The sequence below is a fragment of the Microbacterium sp. Soil_C_42 genome, from assembly GCF_057656735.1.
Genome location: NZ_JBDGJU010000013.1, coordinates 16,083 through 35,360, shown reverse-complemented (window position 1 = coordinate 35,360; position 19,278 = coordinate 16,083). Strand labels below are relative to the sequence as shown.

At 71.5% G+C, this 19,278-nt stretch carries 11 protein-coding genes; 7 read left to right on the top strand and 4 right to left on the bottom strand.

What is annotated here, in order from left to right; genetic code table 11:
* Positions 1 to 2 precede the first annotated feature (2 nt).
* Genes AC3A46_RS10005 through AC3A46_RS09995 form a run of 3 tightly spaced genes read left to right on the top strand, consistent with a single transcriptional unit; the run spans position 3 to position 3,002 of the window.
* Positions 3 to 1,274: a RuBisCO large subunit C-terminal-like domain-containing protein gene (locus AC3A46_RS10005; RefSeq protein ID WP_487665049.1), complete on the top strand. Its 1,272-nt coding sequence runs from the start codon at positions 3 to 5 to the stop codon at positions 1,272 to 1,274.
* A complete protein-coding gene (locus AC3A46_RS10000; protein WP_487665048.1) occupies positions 1,267 to 2,532 on the top strand; it encodes a four-carbon acid sugar kinase family protein in 1,266 nt (421 codons plus the stop codon). The genes AC3A46_RS10005 and AC3A46_RS10000 overlap by 8 nt, the downstream gene beginning before the upstream one ends.
* A gap of 17 nt (positions 2,533 to 2,549) precedes the next feature.
* Positions 2,550 to 3,002, top strand: coding sequence for an NUDIX hydrolase (locus tag AC3A46_RS09995; protein ID WP_487665047.1), 453 nt, complete (start codon positions 2,550 to 2,552; stop codon positions 3,000 to 3,002).
* Between the two features lie 59 nt (positions 3,003 to 3,061).
* Here AC3A46_RS09995 and AC3A46_RS09990 read toward each other — a convergent pair whose 3' ends face one another.
* Positions 3,062 to 6,181 (bottom strand): glycoside hydrolase family 2 TIM barrel-domain containing protein, encoded by a 3,120-nt coding sequence (locus tag AC3A46_RS09990; RefSeq protein ID WP_487665046.1) that lies wholly within the window; start codon positions 6,179 to 6,181, stop codon positions 3,062 to 3,064.
* A gap of 62 nt (positions 6,182 to 6,243) precedes the next feature.
* Between AC3A46_RS09990 and AC3A46_RS09985 the strand changes: the two genes are divergently transcribed.
* Positions 6,244 to 9,102 (top strand): FAD-binding and (Fe-S)-binding domain-containing protein, encoded by a 2,859-nt coding sequence (locus AC3A46_RS09985; protein ID WP_487665045.1) that lies wholly within the window; start codon positions 6,244 to 6,246, stop codon positions 9,100 to 9,102.
* A 2-nt stretch (positions 9,103 to 9,104) separates the two neighbouring features.
* Here AC3A46_RS09985 and AC3A46_RS09980 read toward each other — a convergent pair whose 3' ends face one another.
* From AC3A46_RS09980 to AC3A46_RS09970, 3 genes are all read right to left on the bottom strand, one after another.
* Complete coding sequence (locus AC3A46_RS09980; protein WP_487665044.1) at positions 9,105 to 10,112, bottom strand: LacI family DNA-binding transcriptional regulator; 1,008 nt, start codon at positions 10,110 to 10,112, stop codon at positions 9,105 to 9,107.
* Between the two features lie 77 nt (positions 10,113 to 10,189).
* The gene (locus tag AC3A46_RS09975; RefSeq protein ID WP_487665043.1) at positions 10,190 to 13,015 is read right to left on the bottom strand and encodes an alpha-L-rhamnosidase; all 2,826 of its coding nucleotides are present in this window, start codon (positions 13,013 to 13,015) and stop codon (positions 10,190 to 10,192) included.
* A 54-nt stretch (positions 13,016 to 13,069) separates the two neighbouring features.
* Entirely contained in the window at positions 13,070 to 15,757 is a 2,688-nt protein-coding gene (locus AC3A46_RS09970) for a family 78 glycoside hydrolase catalytic domain (RefSeq protein WP_487665042.1), read from the bottom strand.
* A 265-nt stretch (positions 15,758 to 16,022) separates the two neighbouring features.
* Between AC3A46_RS09970 and AC3A46_RS09965 the strand changes: the two genes are divergently transcribed.
* The 3 genes from AC3A46_RS09965 to AC3A46_RS09955 all read left to right on the top strand — a co-directional run bounded on the left by AC3A46_RS09965 (position 16,023) and on the right by AC3A46_RS09955 (position 19,276).
* Entirely contained in the window at positions 16,023 to 17,345 is a 1,323-nt protein-coding gene (locus tag AC3A46_RS09965; RefSeq protein ID WP_487665041.1) for an ABC transporter substrate-binding protein, read from the top strand.
* Between the two features lie 84 nt (positions 17,346 to 17,429).
* On the top strand, positions 17,430 to 18,362 hold the full coding sequence (locus AC3A46_RS09960; protein ID WP_487665040.1) for a carbohydrate ABC transporter permease: 933 nt from the start codon (positions 17,430 to 17,432) through the stop codon (positions 18,360 to 18,362).
* Between the two features lie 77 nt (positions 18,363 to 18,439).
* Entirely contained in the window at positions 18,440 to 19,276 is an 837-nt protein-coding gene (locus tag AC3A46_RS09955; RefSeq protein ID WP_487665099.1) for a carbohydrate ABC transporter permease, read from the top strand.
* Positions 19,277 to 19,278: the final 2 nt, after the last annotated feature.

The window sequence follows — 19,278 nt, the reverse complement described above, 5'->3', positions numbered from 1 at the left end:
GCATGCCTTCGTCATCCTTCACGTCCCCGCACGTCATCGCGACGTACGTCATCGAGACCTCGCTGCCCCTGCGGCAGGCCGCCGAGGTGCTCGCCGGCGAGCAGTCCACCGGCACGTTCGTCCGCGTCGAGCGCGAGTCCGACGACCTGCGCGCGCGCTTCGCCGCCCAGGTCGAATCCCTCGACGAGCTGCCCCTCACCGGCGCCTCGCCCCTGCCGGGAGCCGTCGGCGACCCGGCGCTGCGGCGACGCGCACGGCTGCGGCTGCGGTTCCCGCTCGACAACTTCGGCCCGTCGCTTCCGAACCTGCTCGCCGCCGTCGCCGGCAACCTCTTCGAGATCAAAGAGCTGGCGGCGATCCGGCTCGTCGACCTCGAGCTGCCGCCGGCGTTCGCCGAGCGCTACCCCGGTCCCGCGTTCGGGGTCGAGGGCACGCGCCGGCTGGTCGGGCGCCCCGAGGGCGCGCTCATCGGCACGATCGTCAAGCCCAGCATCGGCCTGTCCCCCGACGACCTCGCCGAGGTCGTCGGTCAGCTGGCCGAATCGGGCATCGACTTCATCAAGGACGACGAGCTGCAGGGCAACGGGCCGAGCGCGCCGCTGGCCGCGCGGGTCGCCGCGGTCATGCCCGTGCTCGAGCGCTACGCCGACCGCACCGGCCGCAAGCCCATGTACGCGTTCAACATCACCGACGACATCGGGCGGCTGGAGGCGAACCACGACCTCGTGGTGGCCGCCGGCGGCACGTGCGTGATGGCCTGCATCAACCTCATCGGCCTGCCGGGCCTCGAGTTCCTCCGCAGCCACAGCAGCGTGCCGATCCACGGACACCGTGCGATGTTCGGCTCGTTCGGGCGCTCCGAGCAGGTCGGGATAGGGTTCCGTGCGTGGCAGAAGCTCGCGCGCCTCGCCGGCGCCGACCACCTGCACACGAACGGCATCAGCAACAAGTTCTACGAGACGGACGAACAGGTGCTCGACTCCATCGCCGCGGTGCGTGAGCCCCTCCTCGGCCTGACGCCGACGCTCCCCGTGCTGTCGTCAGGACAGTGGGGCGGGCTCGCGCACGCCACCTATGCCGCGGTCGGCACGACCGACCTCCTCGTGCTCGCCGGCGGCGGCATCCACGGTCATCCCGACGGCGCGGCAGCCGGCGTCGCGAGCATGCGCGACGCGTGGGCCTCGGCGGCACGCGGCGAGAGCATCGAAGACGCCTACGAGAGCTCTACCGCGCTCCGCCGGGCCGCCGAGCTCTTCGGTCCGGTCCGTGCCTAGAGCCGCTCGCGGCGCCGTGGCGTTCTACGGCGACGACTTCACCGGCAGCGTCGACGCGCTCCTGCAGTTCGCGCGGCGCGGCTGGACGGGGCGCCTCTTCACGGGACTCCCGGATGCTGCCACCCTGCGTCGCGCGGCGGACGAGGTGGACGTGGTCGGCGTGGCCGGCATCTCGCGCTCCCTCGCGCCCGACGAGATGGACGCCGAGCTGCGCCCGGTGTTCGCCGCGTTCGCAGAGCTCGATCCGGCGATCGTGCAGTACAAGGCGTGCTCCACGGCCGACTCCGCGCCGGGTGTGGGCAGTCTCGGCCGCGTCGTCGAGCTCGCGCGCGCATCGTTCGGCGAGCGCCCGGTGCCGATGCTGTTCGCTCAGCCCGACTTCGGCCGGTACACGCTGTTCGGCCAGCATTTCGCCGCCGAGCGGGGCACGGTCTACCGGCTCGACCGGCAGCCGACGATGTCGCACCACCCCTCGACGCCGATGACCGAGGCCGACCTCGCGGTCCACATCGGCCGCCAGACCGACCTGCCCGTGGGCTCCATCCCGCTCGTCGCCTTCGACGATCTCGGGGCGCTGCTGCGCAGCTCCGCCGAGTCGGCGGTGGTCCTCGACGCCCTGACCGACGAGCACCTCGTGACGGTCGGCGAGGCTGTCGCGGCGCTTCCCGCTCCGGTGTTCGCGATCGGGTCGGGCGGTCTCTCCCACGGCATCGCCGCGGCGAACCCGCGCGGCGGCCCGACCATCCCGGCATCCACCCCTTCGGCCGGGCCGGTGCTCGTCGTGTCGGGCAGCCGTTCGGCGCAGACGCGGAGGCAGGCGGATGCCGCGGCCGCCGCGGGCTGGCTGGTGCAGCCGCTGCCCCTCGGCGGGCCTGCGCGGGAGGCCGTCGTGCCCGACGTGATCGCCGCGCTGCGCGCCGGGCGCGGCGTCGTGCTCACGTCGGACGACGCCGACGCGACCTCGGCCGGCGACCGCCCCGTGCTCGAGATGATCGCGGAGGCGGCAGCATCCGTCATCTCCGCCGTCGCCCGCGACGCAGCGGCACGCCGCGTGATCGTGTGCGGTGGCGACACGTCGAGCCGCGTCACGCGCCTGCTCGGCGTGGAGTCGCTCTCGATCGCCGCGAACCCGTGGGGCAACGTCGTGCTGCTGCGGGCGCACGCCGCGGACCCCGCGATCGACGGACTCGAGCTGCTCCTCAAGGGCGGGCAGGTGGGGGCCGACGCCCTGTTCACCGACGTCGCCGCGCTCGGCTGACGGTAGGTTGGGTCGCCGTGGCCCGCTTCTCCGTCGTCCCCTCTTCGTACGTCTATCTCCGCCGCGGCGGGGCGGTGCTGCTGCAGCTGCGTCAGAACACCGGCTACATGGACGGATGCTGGGCCGCCGGCGCCGCAGGCCACATCGAGCTCGGCGAGACCGCCGCCGACGCCGCGATCCGCGAGGTCCGCGAAGAGCTCGGGGTGGCCCTCGCCGCCCCGACGCTGACGCCGGTCGCTGTCATGCAGCGCACGGACGGCACCGACGACCCGATCGAGCAGCGCGTCGACTGGTTCTTCGTGTGCGACGAGTGGGAGGGGGAGCCCGAGATCCTCGAGCCGCGCAAGTGCGCCGAGCTCGCCTGGTTCGACCTCGACGCCCTCCCCGACCGCATGCCCGAGTACGAGCGCGAGGCGCTCGGCGCGCTGCGAGCGGGCGCAGGCGCGACCCTGCTCAGCCACGGCTTCTGACGCGACGACCCGCGAGAATCGGGGATCCCGGCACGCGGTGCGTGCGCGGGCGGAGGATTTCAGCCTGCCTCGAGCCGCACGCTCCACGTCGTGGGCTGACGCGGGATCCGGTACTTCTCCGGAAGAGCAGGACCGACGGATGCTGAGCCCACACCCTGCTGCGCGTGATCGATGTTGAGCCACACCCGACCCGAGTCGACGAGGTCGTGCGGCTTGACGGCGCGATCGAGGTCGTGCGAGGTCCAGCGGCGGGCGGTGAAGTCGAACTCCGGCCGGCCCTCGACCCGCAGGGAGGGGATGCCCGCGCCGGCGACCTCGAGCCATCGCGTCTCGACGTGGTTGCCGTTCTCCTGCGGCACCGGGTACGGCACCTGGAGGTCGTCGATCGACCGGCCGTAGCGCCCGACGCGTGAGGCCTCGAACGAGTCGACGTAGGTCTCGCCCGGGCCCCGGCCGAACCACGTCACCCGCTCGGCGGCACCGGGAAGGCCGAACAGCAGACCGAGCCGCGGGACGAGGATGTCGCGACGCATGTACGGGGTGTCCGTCCACGGCCCGACGAAGTCGGCGTCGACCTCGAGCACGAGCCCGTCGCCGTCGGCGGTCCACGTCATCGTCCAGGCGACGCCGTGCGGGTGCGTGCGCGGCGCCGTGCGCCCGCTCACCCGGAGCCTTCCGTCGCGCGCGTCGATCTCGTCGACACGATGCAGCAGCCGGTGCAGCATCGTCTTTCGCCAGACGCCGGCGATGTTGTTGGTCTCGCCCTGGCCGTGATCGTTCTCGGTCGGGGCGCGATACAGGTCGAGCACCGGGCCGTCGAGCTCGAGATCGCCGAGCCGCCGCAGGCGGCCCGTCGTCGCATCGAACGTGGCCGATCCGAGCCGGATCTCGCCGGCAGTGCGCGAGACATCACGAAGCTGCGGAGAAACCGCGGCACGCGCGGTGTCTCGATCGGTCTGCGGCATCCCGGCCTCGGTTCCTGCGTCCGCGGGCGCGGGTTCGAGCACCCGCTGCCCCCACGCCACGACGTGCCCGGCCGGCGCCCACAGCTCGTCCGCGGCGAGCGCCGCCTCGACCGTGAGCACGATGTCGCCCGCGCCCGACGCGAGAGCGGTGGCGGCAGCATCCGGAATCGAGACCGCCACGGACTCCCCCGGCGCGAGGACGGGAACCGTCAGCGAGCCGCTCGCGGCGACCTCGCCGTCGGCCTCGACCGACCAGCGGAACGCCACGTCCGCAGTGTCGGCGGTGTGCCGGTCGTTCTCGACGCGCACGGCGCCGCCCTCCACCGTGATCCCGATGGTCTCGTGCCCCTTCGCCAGTTCGATGAGGCCGGGAGTCGGCGTGCGGTCGCTGAACACCAGCCCGTGGAGGCTGAACCGGCCGCCGCGCGGCTCGAAGTCGACGTCGTCGCCGTGCATGACGAACGGCACCCCGTCGTCGGTCACGGCGTTCCAGCCGTGGTCGATCCATTCCCACACGAACGCGCCGCAGAGGCGGTCGTGGGCGCGGATGATGCGCCAGTAGTCCTGCAGGGATCCGGGGCCGTTGCCCTGCGCGTGGGCGTACTCGACGAGGAGGAAGGGGAGGGCGCGCCGGCGCTCCTCGTCGGCCTCGGTGACACCCTCCGGCAGCGGCGCGACCCCGCCCGAGTCGGTGAACACCATGCCGTGCATGCTCAGCCGCCCCCCGCGGGGCTCCTCGCGCCGGCCGATCTGGTCGAGCAGCTCGAGCGACGGATACATGAGCGAGTAGAAGTCGGAGTCGCGGTAGCTCGGATCGCGCTCGTAGAGCACGGCGCGCGACGGATCGCGTTCGTCGAGCCGGCGGCGCATCTCGGCGAAGCCGTCGCCGGTCATGCTCTCGTTGGCGAGCGACCAGACGACGATGCTCGGGTGGTTCTTGTGCGGCTCGACCGTTCGCGCGAGGCGGTCCATGACCGCGTCGCGCCACTCGGGCAGCGCGGGCGGATTGTGCGCCCATCCCTCGTAGATGAACCCGTGCGTCTCGAGGTCGACCTCGACGATCACCCACAGCCCGTACTCGTCGCACAGGCGAAGGAACTCCGGATGCGGCGGGTAGTGGCTGGTGCGCACGGCGTCGATGTTCGCGCGCTTCATGAGCACGATGTCGTGGATCATCGTTTCGCGATCGAGCGTGCGACCGGTGTCGGGGTGGTGCTCGTGCCGGTTGACGCCTCGGAACGTCACCGGCCGCCCGTTCACCGTGAACACGCCGCCGACGACCTCCACGTGCCGGAACCCGACCGCGAGCTCGACCGTCTCGCCGCTCGAGCGCAGGGTTCCGCGGTACAGACGCGGCCGCTCCGCGCTCCACGGCTCGACGGGAGCCGTCACGGTCTCGCCGGCCGCGACACGGATGCCGAGCTCGGGGATCTCGACGACGGCCCGGGTCGAGGCATCCACCCGCAGCGTGCCGATGCCCGTCGCGGCGTCGTAGTCGGCGTGCACGAAGTGGTCGTCGATCGCACCGGCCGGACGCGCACGCAGCTGCACGTCGCGGAAGATGCCCGGGAGCCACCACATGTCCTGGTCCTCGAGGTACGTGCCGGCCGACCAGCGGTGCACGCGCACGCACAGCACGTTGCGCCCGGATCTCACCCGTGCGTCGAACTCGAACGGCAGGCGGCTGCCGGTCGACCAGCCGAGCTCCTCGCCGTTCAGCCAGACCTTCGCGCACGAGTCGACGCCCTCGAAGCGCAGCGCCGCCGGGCCGAAGCCCTCGGGGACGTCGAAGACCAGCCGGTAGTCGCCCGTCGGATTCTCCGTCGAGACGCGGGGCGGATCGAGCGGGATCGGGTAGGCCGTGTTCGTGTAGAGCGGCCCCTCGTCGGTGCCGAGCATGCGGCGCGGCGGGCCCCCCGCAAGCGGTGTGAACTCCTCGAGCACCCAGTGCGACGGCACCGGCATCGCGTCCCAGCCCGCGTCGTCGAAGTCGTCGGCGATCCATGCCGCCCCCGTGCCCGCCGCCGTCGGCGAGAGCCGGAAGCGCCACACCCCGTTGAGGTCGACCGTCGCGGCATCGCTGACGGCGTCGGCCCGCGGCATCCGTCGTCCCGCTCCCGGAGCGGTGCTCTCCCAGTACCGCTCGACGCCATCGCGGGAGAGGTCGGGGCCCGTGGAGATCACGGTGGACGATCCGCTAGTCTGCATGTCCATAGGAGCTTGCATATCCATTCTCTCTTGAATGTGATTGCAGTCTAGCTCAGCGAGGAGTTCCCATGGCAAGAAGCGCCGCCCCCGCGACCCCGCCCGCCGCCGGCGGTGCGGACGCAATCGCGCACGCCGTCGGCGAGGCATCGCGCCTCAAGACCCGCGCCATCGACCGCGTCGCGTACGCGAGCGACGCCTCCCACTTCCTGCTCACCCCCGAGGCGGTGCTCGTCGCCGCCGACGCGGCCGAGGTCGGCCGCGTGATGCGCGAGGCCGGCCGCAGCGGGACGAGCCTCACGTTCCGCTCGGGCGGCACGAGCCTCTCGGGCCAGGCGTCGACCGACGGGCTGCTCGTCGATGTGCGGCAGCGATTCCGCCGCATCGACGTGCTCGACGGCGGGCGCCGCGTGCGCGTGCAGCCCGGCGCGACGGTGCGACAGGTCAATGCGCGGCTCGCGCGGCACGGCTTCCGGCTCGGCCCCGACCCGGCGAGCGAGCTCGCCTGCACGATCGGCGGGGTCGTCAACAACAACTCCAGCGGCATGGCGTGTGGCATCACCGAGAACACGTACCAGACGCTCGAGTCGCTCGTGTTCGTGCTGCCGTCGGGCACGGTCGTCGACTCGGGCGCACCCGATGCCGACGCGGCACTCCGCGCCGCCGAGCCTGATCTGGTCGACGGCCTGATGCGAGTGCGCGAACGGGTGGTGTCGAACCCGCAGTCGGTCGAGATCATCCGCCGGCAGTTCGCGATGAAGAACACGATGGGGTACGCCGTCAACGCGTTCCTCGACTTCGACACTCCGGCAGAGCTGCTCGCGCACCTCGTGGTCGGCAGCGAAGGGACGCTGGCGTTCGTCGCGGAGGCGACCTACCGCACGGTGCCGATCCTGCCGCGCATGGCGACGGCGCTCACGGTCTTCCCCGATCTCGCGGCCGCGACCCGCGCCCTCCCCGAACTCGTCGCGACGGGTGCGGCGACGCTCGAGCTCATGGATGCGACGTCGCTCCGGGTCGGGCAGTCGCTCGCCGGAGCCCCACGCGAGATCACGGGGCTCACGGTGCGCGACCAGGCGGCGCTCCTCGTCGAGTTCCACGCGCACGACGACGACGAGCTCGCTCAGCGCGTCGCGCGGGGCGCGCAGACCCTCGCGGGGCAGCCGCTCGAGGCCGCGGCATCCTTCTCGTCCGATCCGGTGGCGCGCGCCGCCGCGTGGAAGCTGCGCAAGGGCCTGTACGCCTCGGTCGCCGGTGCACGCCCGAGCGGCACCACGGCGCTGCTCGAGGATGTCGTCGTGCCCGTCGACCGCCTCGCGCCGACGTGCGCGACGCTGCAGGCGCTGTTCGAGCGGTACGCCTACGACGACAGCGTCATCTTCGGGCACGCGAAGGACGGCAACATCCACTTCATGCTGACGGACCGCTTCGAGTCGGCCGATCAGCTCGCCCGCTACCGTGCGTTCACCGAGGACATGGTCGAGCTCGTGCTCGACGCCGGCGGCAACCTCAAAGCCGAGCACGGCACCGGCCGCGTCATGGCGCCGTACGTGCGCCGGCAGTACGGCGACGAGCTCTACGACGTCATGCGCGACCTCAAGCGACTGTGCGACCCGGCCGGGATCCTCAACCCGGGCGTCATCATCGACGACGACCCCGAGGCGCATCTGCGCAACATCAAGCTGGCCGACCCGATCGAGCCGGAGGCCGACCGCTGCGTCGAGTGCGGCTACTGCGAGCCGGTGTGCCCGAGCCGCGACCTCACCCTCACACCGCGCCAGCGGATCGTGACGCGGCGCGCGATCGCCCGGGCCGAGGCATCCGGCGATCACGCGCTCGTGCGCGAGCTGGAACGCGACTACGACTACGCGGGCGTGGACACGTGCGCCGTCGACGGCATGTGCCAGACCGCGTGCCCCGTGCTGATCAACACGGGCACCCTCGTGAAGCGCCTGCGCCGCGAGGATGCCGGCTCGGTGGCGAACGCGGCGTGGAAGGGGGCCGCGCACGCGTGGGCGGGGGCGACCCGGGTCGCGAGCCTCGGCCTCACGGTGGCCGACCGCCTTCCGGCCCGCGCTGTCGGCGCCGTCACCGACCTCGGCCGCGCCGTGCTCGGCGCAGACACCGTGCCGCGCTACTCGGACGACCTCCCCCGCGGCGGACGCGCGCGCTCACGCCTCGGTACCGGCGTCGGCGCGGGCGACGAAGCGCCGGTCGCGGTCTTCCTCCCCGCCTGCGTCAACGCGATGTTCGGGCCTGCGGGCGACGGGGCCGGGGTGACCGAGGCGTTCCGCCGGCTCGCCGAACGCGCGGGCGTCCGGCTCGCGGTGCCGGACGGCGTCGACGCGCTGTGCTGCAGCACACCCTGGACCTCGAAGGGCCACGCGGGCGGGCGTGAGGTGATGGCCCGCCGGGTGGCCGCGTCGATCACGGACGCGTCGCACGGCGGCGCGCTCACGATCGTGACGGATGCCTCGAGCTGCACCGAGGGCCTGATCCACCTGCTCGCCGAGGCCGGCGTCGACGCCCGCGTCGAAGACGCCGTCGCCTTCGCCGAGCGCGTGCTGCTCCCCCGACTGGGCGAGGTGGCGCCGCTCGTCGGCTCGCTGGCGCTGCACCCCACCTGCTCGTCGATGCAGCTCGGCCTGGACCCCGCCCTGCGCCGCGTGGCCGCGGCCGTCGCCACCGAGGTGGTCGTGCCGGACGCGTGGTCGTGCTGCGGCTTCGCCGGAGACCGCGGGATGCTGCATCCCGAGCTCACCGCGTCCGCCACGGCCGCCGAGGCCGCCGAGGTGCGGGCCCTGGGCGCCGATGCGCACGCGTCGTGCAACCGCACGTGCGAGCTGGGGATGACGCGCGCGACGGGAGCCGACTACCGCCACGTGCTCGAGCTGCTGGAGGAGGCCACCCGGCCGGCCTCGGCCCCGTGAGGTCAGCCGGCCGTGGACTCCCGCACGACGAGCTCGGGCTGGAAGCGCACGGTGCGCGCGTGGTCGCCGTCGGGCTCTTCGATGTCCTTGAGGAGCAGGTCGACGGCGGTGTACCCGATGAGGTGGGCCGGCTGGCGGATCGAGCTCAGCGGCACGACGGTCGCCGACGCGAAGTCGATGTCGTCGTAGCCGATCAGCGCGATGTCGCGCGGCACCCGCACGTCCGACATCAGCGTGAAAGCCTGCAGCGCGCCGACGGCGAGCAGGTCGTTCGCAGCGAACACGGCGTCCGGCCGGTCTGCCGCCGCGCGTCCGCGGAGGAGCTCTCCCGCCTCGCGCCCCTGCAGCACCGACAGCGCCGACATCTCGACGACTTCGAGGGTCGCCCCCTCCACCTCGGCGACGGCGCGACGCGCACCCTCGAGACGGTCCGCCACCTGGCGGATCGTGCGAGGACCCCCGATGAAGGCGATGCGCCGGCGCCCGGTCGACAGGAGGTGCGAGACCGCGAGGTAGCCGCCCTCGACGTCGTCGACCGAGACCGATCCGAACGCCCGCTCGGAGTCCTCGTGGTCGACGAGCACCACGGGCACCCCGCCGGCGTGCAGCCGCGCGAGCCCGGCGAGGTCGCCGTCGACAGGCGTGACGAGCACGCCGTTCACCCGCTGCTCGCGGAAGAGCTCGAGGTAGGCGTCCTCGCGGTCGGAGCGCTCGTCGCTGTTGCCGAGCAGCACGCTCATCCCGGCCTCGGCGGCGCGGTCCTCGGCCCCGCGGGCGACCTCGGCGAAGAACGGGTTGCCCGCGTCGAGCACGATCAGGGCGATGCTGCGGCTGCGACCGGCCCTGAGCTGCCGGGCGGCGTCGTTGCGCACGAAGCCGAGCTCCTCGATCGCCTGTGTCACCCGCTCGACGGTCGCGGGCGACACCTTCTCGGGACGATTGAGCACGTTCGAGACCGTGCCGACGGAAACGGATGCCGCAGCCGCGACATCGCGCACGCTCACCACCATGACACCCCCGTGTTCAGATCCGCTTCCCGCGAGTGTAGGCCACGGGGCAAGCGGTCTCCCCCACGCCCCGTCCGGCCTCACGCATCGGCCGTCGCCCCCTCGCGCTGCGCCGACAGCGCGGCGAGCGCCGCGGCGATCTCCTGCTGCGTCTCGGGGCCGGCGTGCATGAACAGCGCCTCCCCGAGTTCGCGGGCGCCCGACCATTTCGTGTGCGTGCGGAAGCCGTGCGCGGCCTCGGGGCTCGAGGCCTCGAGCACCTGTCCGATGGCCTCGTAGGCCTCGAGGTCGTCGATGACGGCGGCGAGGGTCGAGTCCAGGCCGATCCGCGAGGCGGCGGCCGCCGGCGCGGTGTCGGCGACCTCCCAGCCGTGGGCTCCCGAGCCGACCTCGAACTCACGCCCGTCGGGCAGCACGACGACGGCGGTCGTGTTCGGCGGCACCGTGGCCTCGACGCGGATGACGCCGCCCTGGCGCGACCAGCCCGCACGCGCGGTGCCGTACGGCGTGAGGTGCTCGGCCCACGCGTGGTCGAACTCGGCGAGCGGGCGCGGCTGGATGCGGATCCGCTCGTATCCCGGTGCGTCGGGCGCGAGGCCCGCGACGACGCGATGCAGCCAGTCGCCGACCGCGCCGAGCGCGTAGTGGTTGAACGACGTCATCTCACCCGGGTTGATCGATCCGTCGGGGAGCATCGAGTCCCACCGCTCCCAGATGGTGGTCGCCCCCATGGTGACCGGGTACAGCCACGACGGGTTCTCCGTCTGCACCAGCAGGCGGCGCGCGGTCTCGAGGTTGCCGGTGCGCGTGAGGGCATCCTGGATGATCGGGGTGCCGACGAAGCCGGTGCTGATGCGGTAGCCCGACAGGCGTGTCAGCTCGGCGAGCCGGGCGCCGAGCACCTCCTGCTGGTCGGCGGGGACGATGTCGAAGACGATCGCCATCGCGTACGCGGTCTGCGCGTCCGACATCATGCGCCCGGCGGGCGTCACGTACTCCGCGAGGAACGCGGCGCGCACCTCCTCCGCGATCTGCGCGTACTCCCGGGCCTCGTCGTCCTTGCCGAGGAGCGCGGCGGCGCGGGCGACGGCGTCCGCCGAACGGAAGAGATACGCCGACGCCACGATGTCGGCATCGGTCTTCGCGTTCGCGGGCAGGTGCGGCGGCGCGTCGGGGTCGAGCCAGTCGCCGAACTGGAACATGCCCTCCCACAGCCGGCGCGGGCCGGCCAGCCGGATGAGCACGTCCGCCCAGCCCTTCATGCTGGGGTACTGGCGCTCGACGGTGGCGACGTCGGCGTAGCGCTCGTGGAGCACCCACGGCACGATCGTGGCGGCATCGCCCCACGCGGCGGCGGGACGGGCGGCGCCGAGCGCGTTCGGCACGACGAACGGCACCACGCCGTCGACCTGCTCGAGCGCGAGGTCGCGCAGCCACGAGTCGAGGAAGCCGCGCACGTCGTAGAGGAACGACGCCGTCGGCGCGAACACCTGGATGTCGCCCGTCCAGCCGAGACGCTCATCGCGCTGCGGGCAGTCGGTCGGGAGGTACAGGAAGTTGCCGCGCAGGCCCCACACGATGTTCTCGTGCAGCTGGTTGACGAGCGGATGGGATGCCTCGAACCAGCCCGTGCGCTCCATGTCGCTGTGGATGACGACCGCGGTGACGGCGGAGGGGTCGAACTCGCCCGGCCAGCCGTCGATCTCGGCGTAGCGGAAGCCGTGGAACGTGAACTCCGGCTCCCACTCCTCGGCGCCCTGGCCGGACAGCGTGTAGTGGTCGGTCGCGGCGGCGGCGCGCAGCGGCCGCGTGCCGAGCTCGCCGTGCTCGAGCACCTCGGCGTGCCGCAGTGTGACCACGGTGCCCGCGGGACCCGAGACCCGGATGCGGAGGCGTCCGACCAGGTTCTGCCCGAAGTCGAGGACGGTCCTGCCGCTCGGGGTGGTGATGACCTCGCGCACCGCGAGGTCTTCGACGCGGCGAACGAACGGCGACACGCGAGCCTCGGGCGTGCGCAGCGCGTCGAGCTCGGCGACGGGTGCCCAGCCGCCGGCCGCATACCCCGCCTCGGCGAAGCCCCGGCCGTCGCGGTCGACGAGGGCGAGCCGGGCGTCGTGGTCCTCGCCCGCGTAGAGCCCGCTCGCAGTGAGGGGTCCGGTGGATGCCTGCCACGAGGCATCCGTGACGATCCATTCGCTCGACCCATCGGCGTACTCGATGAGCAGCTGACACGCGAAGCGCGGCTGGTCGGCGTAGAGGGGACGCGCGTTCTCGCGGAACCCGAAGCTCTCCGTCGCCCACGCGCCGGCCAGGCGCACGCCGATGGCGTTGCGGCCCTCCGCGATGAGAGCGGTGACGTCGGTGGTCTCGTGGATCGTGCGGTGCGCATACGGCGTCCAGCCGGGCTTCATCACCTGGTCGTCGACGTCGACGCCGCCGATCGCCACCTGGTACACGCCCAGTGCCGTCGCGTAGAGCGTGGCGCGCGCCACCGGGCCGGTCACGTCGAACTCCGTCCGCAGATACGCGGGCTGGGCGTTCGCGGCGGGCGCGGCGAGGCCGATCGTCACGGCCTGCCACTCCCCCTCGGCGAGGAACCCGGCGACGACGCGCCGCGGCTCGCTCCAGTCGCCGAGGGCGCCGTCGACGCCGGTGACCCGCACGCGCAGCGAGGCCTCCTCGCGCGCGGCGAGCGGGGCGAACGGCCACGCGACGCGCGTGGAGGCACGTCCGTCGACACGGTGCGACGACACCTCGCCTGCTCGGGTGACCTCGACCTCGGCCCCGGCCTGCAGCCAGCCGGGGATGTCGGTCTCGGTGCGCCAGCCGATCTCGGGGGCCGGTGAGGCGACGACGTCGCTGCGGTACGGCGCGTCGATGACGATGTGGGGAACGGGGCCGGTCATGGCACTCCTCGGGTGTGGGTCTGGGGGTGGGTGCAGGGCTGACGGATGCGGCGATCAGGCCAGGATGACGGCGCCGGGCATCGCGACGGCGGGCGCGGTGACCGTGATGCGATGCGTGCCGTGGCCGAGCTCGGTGGGGGCCGGAGCGCCGTCGACGGTCGTCGCCGAGCGCGCGGTGACCGGGAGGTCGAGCAGGGCGCGCGAGCCGAAGGGCACCTCGAGTGTGGCTTCGAAGACGTCGCCGTCGACGTGCCAGTCGATCGCGAGGCGCCCCTGCGGGGTCTGGATCGACGCCGACGCATGCTCGAGCCCCACCGCGGGGCGCGGCGCGACATGCACGGTGCGGTAGCCGGGGTCTTCGGCATCCGGAGCGAGTCCGGCGACCGTGCGGTAGACCCAGTCGATCATCGCGCCGTACGCGTAGTGGTTGAACGAGAGCATGCCGGTCTCGGCTTCGGACGCGTCCTCGGTGGGCAGGGCGTCCATGGCCCCGGAGTGGATGCTGCCGTCGGGGAGGATGGCGTCCCAGCGCTCCCACACCGTCGTCGCGCCGCGGTCGACCTGGTAGAGCCAGGAGGGCGCCTCGCGGCGCAGCAGCATGAGGTACGCCTCGTCGAGATGGCCCGAGTTCGACAGCGCGAAGAGCACGAGGGGCGTGCCGAGGAAGCCGGTCGCGATGCGGCCGTTCTCGCGGCGCACGTTCTCGGCGAGCGCGTCCGCGATCTCGGTGCGGCGCTCGGCGGGCGCCAGGGCGAACTCGAGGGCGATCGCCGCACCGCTCTGGGTGAGGATCGCCTCCTCGCCCCAGCGTTCGAACGTCGCGGCTCCGACGCGCTCGGCCAGGGCCTCGTATTCGTCGGCGCTGTCGGCGTCGCCGAGGATGCGCTCGGCCCGGGCGAGCAGGCGCGCCGACCACGAGTAGAACGCGTTCGACACGAACTCGCTCGAGACCTTCGCCTCCCAGGGCCGCTCACCGGGGGCGTCGGGGTCGAGCCAGTCGCCGAACTGGAAGTCGCCGCCCGGCAGCACGACCCCGTCGCCGGCGCGACGGCGCAGGTGCTCCACCCAGCGCCGCATGCTGCTGCGCTGACGCGCGAGCACCTCCGTCGAGCCGTAGGACTCGTAGACCGCGAGCGGCACGATGGTGGCGGCATCCGCCCATCCCGCCCTGCCCATGTTCTCGGTGGGTACGCCGCCCATGAGCATGTCCTGGGGGCGGATGATGTCGGGCACGACCGCGGGCACGCCGCCGGAGTCGGTCTGGTCGATCTCCAGATCGCGCAGCCACGACATCCAGAACGACTCGGTGTCCATGAGGGTGTTCGCCGTCGCCGCGAACGCCTGCGCGTCGCCGGTCCAGCCGAGCCGCTCGTCGCGCTGCGGGCAGTCGGTGGGCACCGACACGAAGTTGTCGCGCTGCGACCAGAAGACGTTCGAGTGGAACCGGTCGAGCGCCTGGTGCGACGATGCGAAGGTGCTGCGCGGCGCGAGATCGCTCGAGATCGCGACGGCCGTCGCCGAGACGACCTCGGCACCCTCGACGTCGGCGTAGCGGAAGCCGTGGAACGTGAACGCGGGCTCCAGCGTGTGCTCGCCGTCACGGTCGAGCGTGTAGACGTCGGTGGCCTTCGCCGACCGCAGCGCCTTGACGTGCAGGTCGCCCGACGGCTCGAGCACCTCGGCGTGGCGGACCGTGACGACATCGCCCGCGCGGCCGCGCACCACGAGGCGCACCCAGCCCGACAGGTTCTGCCCGCCATCCAGGCGCGTGCGTCCGTCGTGCGGCGTGGGCGCCATCGGCAGCTCCGCCACCACGCGCACCGGCGGCGCCGAGCGGGGCTCGAATCGCTCCGCGTCGAAGGCGACGACGGATGCTGCGACCCAGCCGTCGCCCGCGAACCCGGGCTCGTGCACGGCGGGGTCGTCGAGGCGCAGGTCGGTCACGGTGCCGTCGTAGATGCTGGCGCTGCGGAGCGGTCCGGGTCCGGTCTGCCACGAGGCATCCGTCTTCGCCACGATCTCGCCGTCGGCCTCCAGCTGCGCGAGCGCCCCGGTGCGGTCGCCGTAGATCGCCTGGCGCCGCGCGAACCCGAAGCTGCCGCGGTACCACCCGTCGGCGACAGCGAGCACGACGACGTTCGCGCCCTGGCGCAGGAGCGGGGTCACGTCCAGGCTGTCGACGAGGACGCGCTCCTGGTAGGAGGTCCAGCCGGGGGTGAGCAGGGCGTCGGTCGCGCGCTCGCCGTTGATCCAGGCGTCGACGAGACCGAGCGCGCTCAGCCGCAGCCGGGCCGTCGTCGGCTTCTCGTCGAGGACGAACTCGGTGCGCAGCACCGGAACGGGCCCGTCGGGCGGGGTATCGGCGCCGATGACGGAGGCCTCGAGCCCCGGTCCGTCGACGCCGGCTTCGACGACCAGAGCCTCGCTCCACGCGCTCCAGCCGCGCGGCGTCGCGACGCGCACCGAGAAGGCGCGTCGCTCGCGGGGGGCGAGCTCGACCGGGATGGCGATGCCGACCGTCCGGGAGTCGGCGACAGGCTCTGCCGCGGTGGGCTCGGCGCCTTCGGCGCCCGCGCGCAGCTGATGGCCGAGGAGGCGGGCATCGGGGTCGTCGCTCTCGGCACGCCAGCTCAGGCGCAGTCCGGCGCGCGGCACCCCGAGCAGCCCCGGGCCGTGCTGGGAGCGAAGCCCGACGACCCGAACGGCGTCGTCGACTGCGGTGGGAGAGGGAAGAGCCGTCATGGCTGGGTCCTTTCGGGGGTCGGCCGCGTCGCCGACCCGCTCCACAATCGTGAAACGATTCATGGCTCTTGTCAATCGCAGTGTAGACCGTTATACGATCGTGACGGATCAGTTCGGATCCCCCTGTTGACCCCGCCCGCGAACGGACGTACCTTACGAGGGTTGAATGGTTTCAATGCCACCCGGGCAGCGATCCTCTCAATGCAGCACCAGGGATTCCGGCAGCGTGGGCGGATCATCCGCTCGGCTTTACAAGGAGGTAAAGATGAAGAGCTCTTCGACCCGGAGAGTGCTCCTCGCGAGTGCGGGCATCGTGGCACTCGCCGTGCCACTGGCCGCGTGCAGCGGCGGTGGCGGTTCCGACGACGGCAAGGTCGAGATCAGCTATCTCACCCAGAGCGACGACGCCAACACCAACCAGGCGAAAGCGCTCATCGCAGCCTTCGAGAAGGCCAACCCCGACATCACCGTCAAGCTCGAGACGCAGCCCGGCGGCACCGAGGGCGACAACCTCATGAAGACGAAGCTCTCGACCGACTCGATGAACGACGTCTTCCACTACAACTCGGGCTCGCTGCTGCAGGCACTGAACCCCGACCAGACGCTCGTGAACCTGAGCGATGAGGACTGGGTCAGCGACCTCACCGACGACTTCAAGGCAGTCGTCTCGACCGACAACGGCCTGTACGGCGCCCCGTGGGGCACCTCGTTCGCCGGCGCCGTTCTGTACAACAAGAAGGTCTACGAGCAGCTCGGCCTCGAGATCCCGACGACGTGGGACGAGTTCATCGCGAACAGCGAGAAGATCAAGGCCGAGGGCGGCGGCGTCGCCCCGATCCTGCAGTCGTTCGGTGACACCTGGACCAGCCAGCTGTTCGTGCTCGGAGACTTCGCGAACGTGTCGGCGGTCAACCCCGACTGGGCCGAGGAGTACACCGCCAACGACCCGAACGCGAAGTACGTCGAGGAGCCGGCTCTTGCCGGGTTCGCGCACGGCGCAGAGGTCTTCGAGAAGGGCCTGCTCAACGAGGACTTCCCGTCGATGACGAACGCGCAGGCGATGGCCGCGCTGGCGACCGGCGCCGGGGCGCAGTACCCGATGCTGTCGGCGACGATCTCGGCGGTGCAGCAGGACTACCCCGACAACGTCAACGACATCGGCGTGTTCGCGCTGCCGGCCGCGGACGCCGCCGACACGTCGATCACGATGTGGCAGCCGAACGCGATCTACATCGCGAAGTCGACCGAGGGCGACAAGCTCGAGGCAGCCAAGAAGTTCGTGGCGTTCGCGAACTCCGAGGAGGGCTGCCAGGTGCAGAACGAGGGCGGCTCGATCGCCGGGCCCTACGTCACCAGCGCCTGCACCCTGCCCGACGACGTGCCCGACCTGGTCGGCGACATCCAGGCGTACTTCGACTCCGGCAAGACCGGCTCCGCGCTCGAGTTCCTCTCGCCCATCAAGGGACCGAACCTCGAGAACATCACGGTCGCCGTCGGCTCCGGCATCACCAGCGCCGAAGACGGCGCCGCGCAGTACGACGAGGACGTGAAGAAGCAGGCCCAGCAGCTCGGCCTCGAGGGCTGGTGAACCGCATCCGGATCCGCTGAGATCAGGTAACACAGGGGCCGGCGGCGGCACGCCGCCGGCCCCTCTTCACAAAGGAGTGATCAAATGACGACCGCAGTAGCACCGACCGGCGCGGCACCGCCCGCCACCCGATCGGGCAAGACCGAGCCGAAGCGCAAGGGCATCCGCAGCCCGTACCCGACCTGGTTCTACATTCCCGCCGCCGTGCTGTTCATCGTGTTCTTCGCGGTGCCCACGTTCGCGTCCTTCTACTTCTCGCTGACGCGCTGGACGCTGTTCGACGTCCAGTTCATCGGCTTCGACAACTTCGTGCAGTTCTTCCAGGAGCCCCAGCTGGTTCAGGGCTTCATCAACACCTTCATCTACGGCTTCGTCACCTCGGCCGCGAAGGTCGTGCTGGGCCTCGCGCTGGCGCTGCTGCTGACCGGCCCGATCCTCGGCCGCGGCTATCTGCGCGCCGTGGTGTTCTTCCCGGTGCTGGTCTCGACGATCGGCGTCGGCCTCACCTTCAAGGCCCTGCTCGACCCGTTCCACGGCGTCGTCAACAACATCCTCGGCTTCTTCAACCTGCCCGAGCCCGGCTGGTACACCGACCCGAACCTGGCACTGCTCACGGTCGCCGGTGTCGACATCTGGAAGGGCGTCGGCATCGCCACCCTCATCTTCATGGCCGGCATCGTCGCCATCCCGCATGAGTATTTCGAGGCCGCCCGCATGGACGGCGCCGGGGCGTGGTCGATCTTCCGCAACATCACCCTGCCGCTGGTCCGCCCCGCGACCGCGACCGTGATCATCCTGTCCCTCATCGGCGGCCTCCGCGAGTTCGCCATGATCTGGGCGATGACCAAGGGCGGCCCCGGCTTCTCGAGCGACGTGATCGCGTCGGTCATCTACAAGCAGTACCAGGCCGGCTTCTTCGGCCTGTCCACCGCAGGCAACGTCATCCTCTTCCTGGTGGTCACCGCCGTCATGGTGCCGGTTTCCTGGCTCCTCAACCGAAGGGAGGCGGAGCTGTGACCGTCACCGAGAGAATCACCACCGCCGACGCCCGCAAGCTCCGCGGCGGCCGCCGCCCCAAGGAGGACCGCCGCCCGATGACGGCGCGCCGCTGGATTCGCAAGTACCTCGTCGGGATCATCGCGATCGTCGTGTCGGTCGTGGTCTTCATCCTGCCGTTCGTGTTCGTCTTCCTGCAGTCCTCGAAGACCTCGCAGGAAGCCGGACTCGTCGAGTTCAGCCTGCCGACGGAGTGGCTGTTCTGGGACAACCTCGTGGAGGTGCTGCAGAAGAACGACTACCAGGTGCTGTGGGCCTTCCTCTGGACCACGATCATCACCGTCTTCAGCTGCGCCATCATGGTGGTGTTCGCCGCAATGGTCGGCTACGTGCTGCAGCGCAAGCGCTCCCGGTGGAACCCGGTCATCAACTTCATGGTGCTCGCCGCGCTCATCGTGCCGCCGGCCGTCGTGCCCACGATCTGGGTGCTCCAGGGGGTCGGGCTGTTCAAGACCATCCCGGGCATGATCCTGATCGAGGCCACGTTCGGACTGGCGTTCTGCGTCCTGCTGTTCCGCGCGTTCGTCGCCACGATCCCCAAGGAGCTGGACGAGGCCGCCATCATCGACGGTGCGGGACCCATGCGGCTGTTCTTCGCGGTCGTGCTCCCGCTGCTCAAGCCGGTCATCGTCACCGTGATCGTGGTCCAGGCGGTCTTCGTCTTCAGCGACTTCCAGAACCCGCTGTACTTCCTGCCCGGCAACGACTACCCCACGGTGCAGCTCGGCCTGTACAACTTCCAGAGCCAGACCGTGAGCCAGTTCAACCTGCTGTTCATGTACATCCTGCTCACGACCATCCCGCCGCTGATCATGTACATCTTCTTCAACCGGCAGATCGTCGCGGGCATGACCAGCGGAGCGGTCAAGGGGTGATG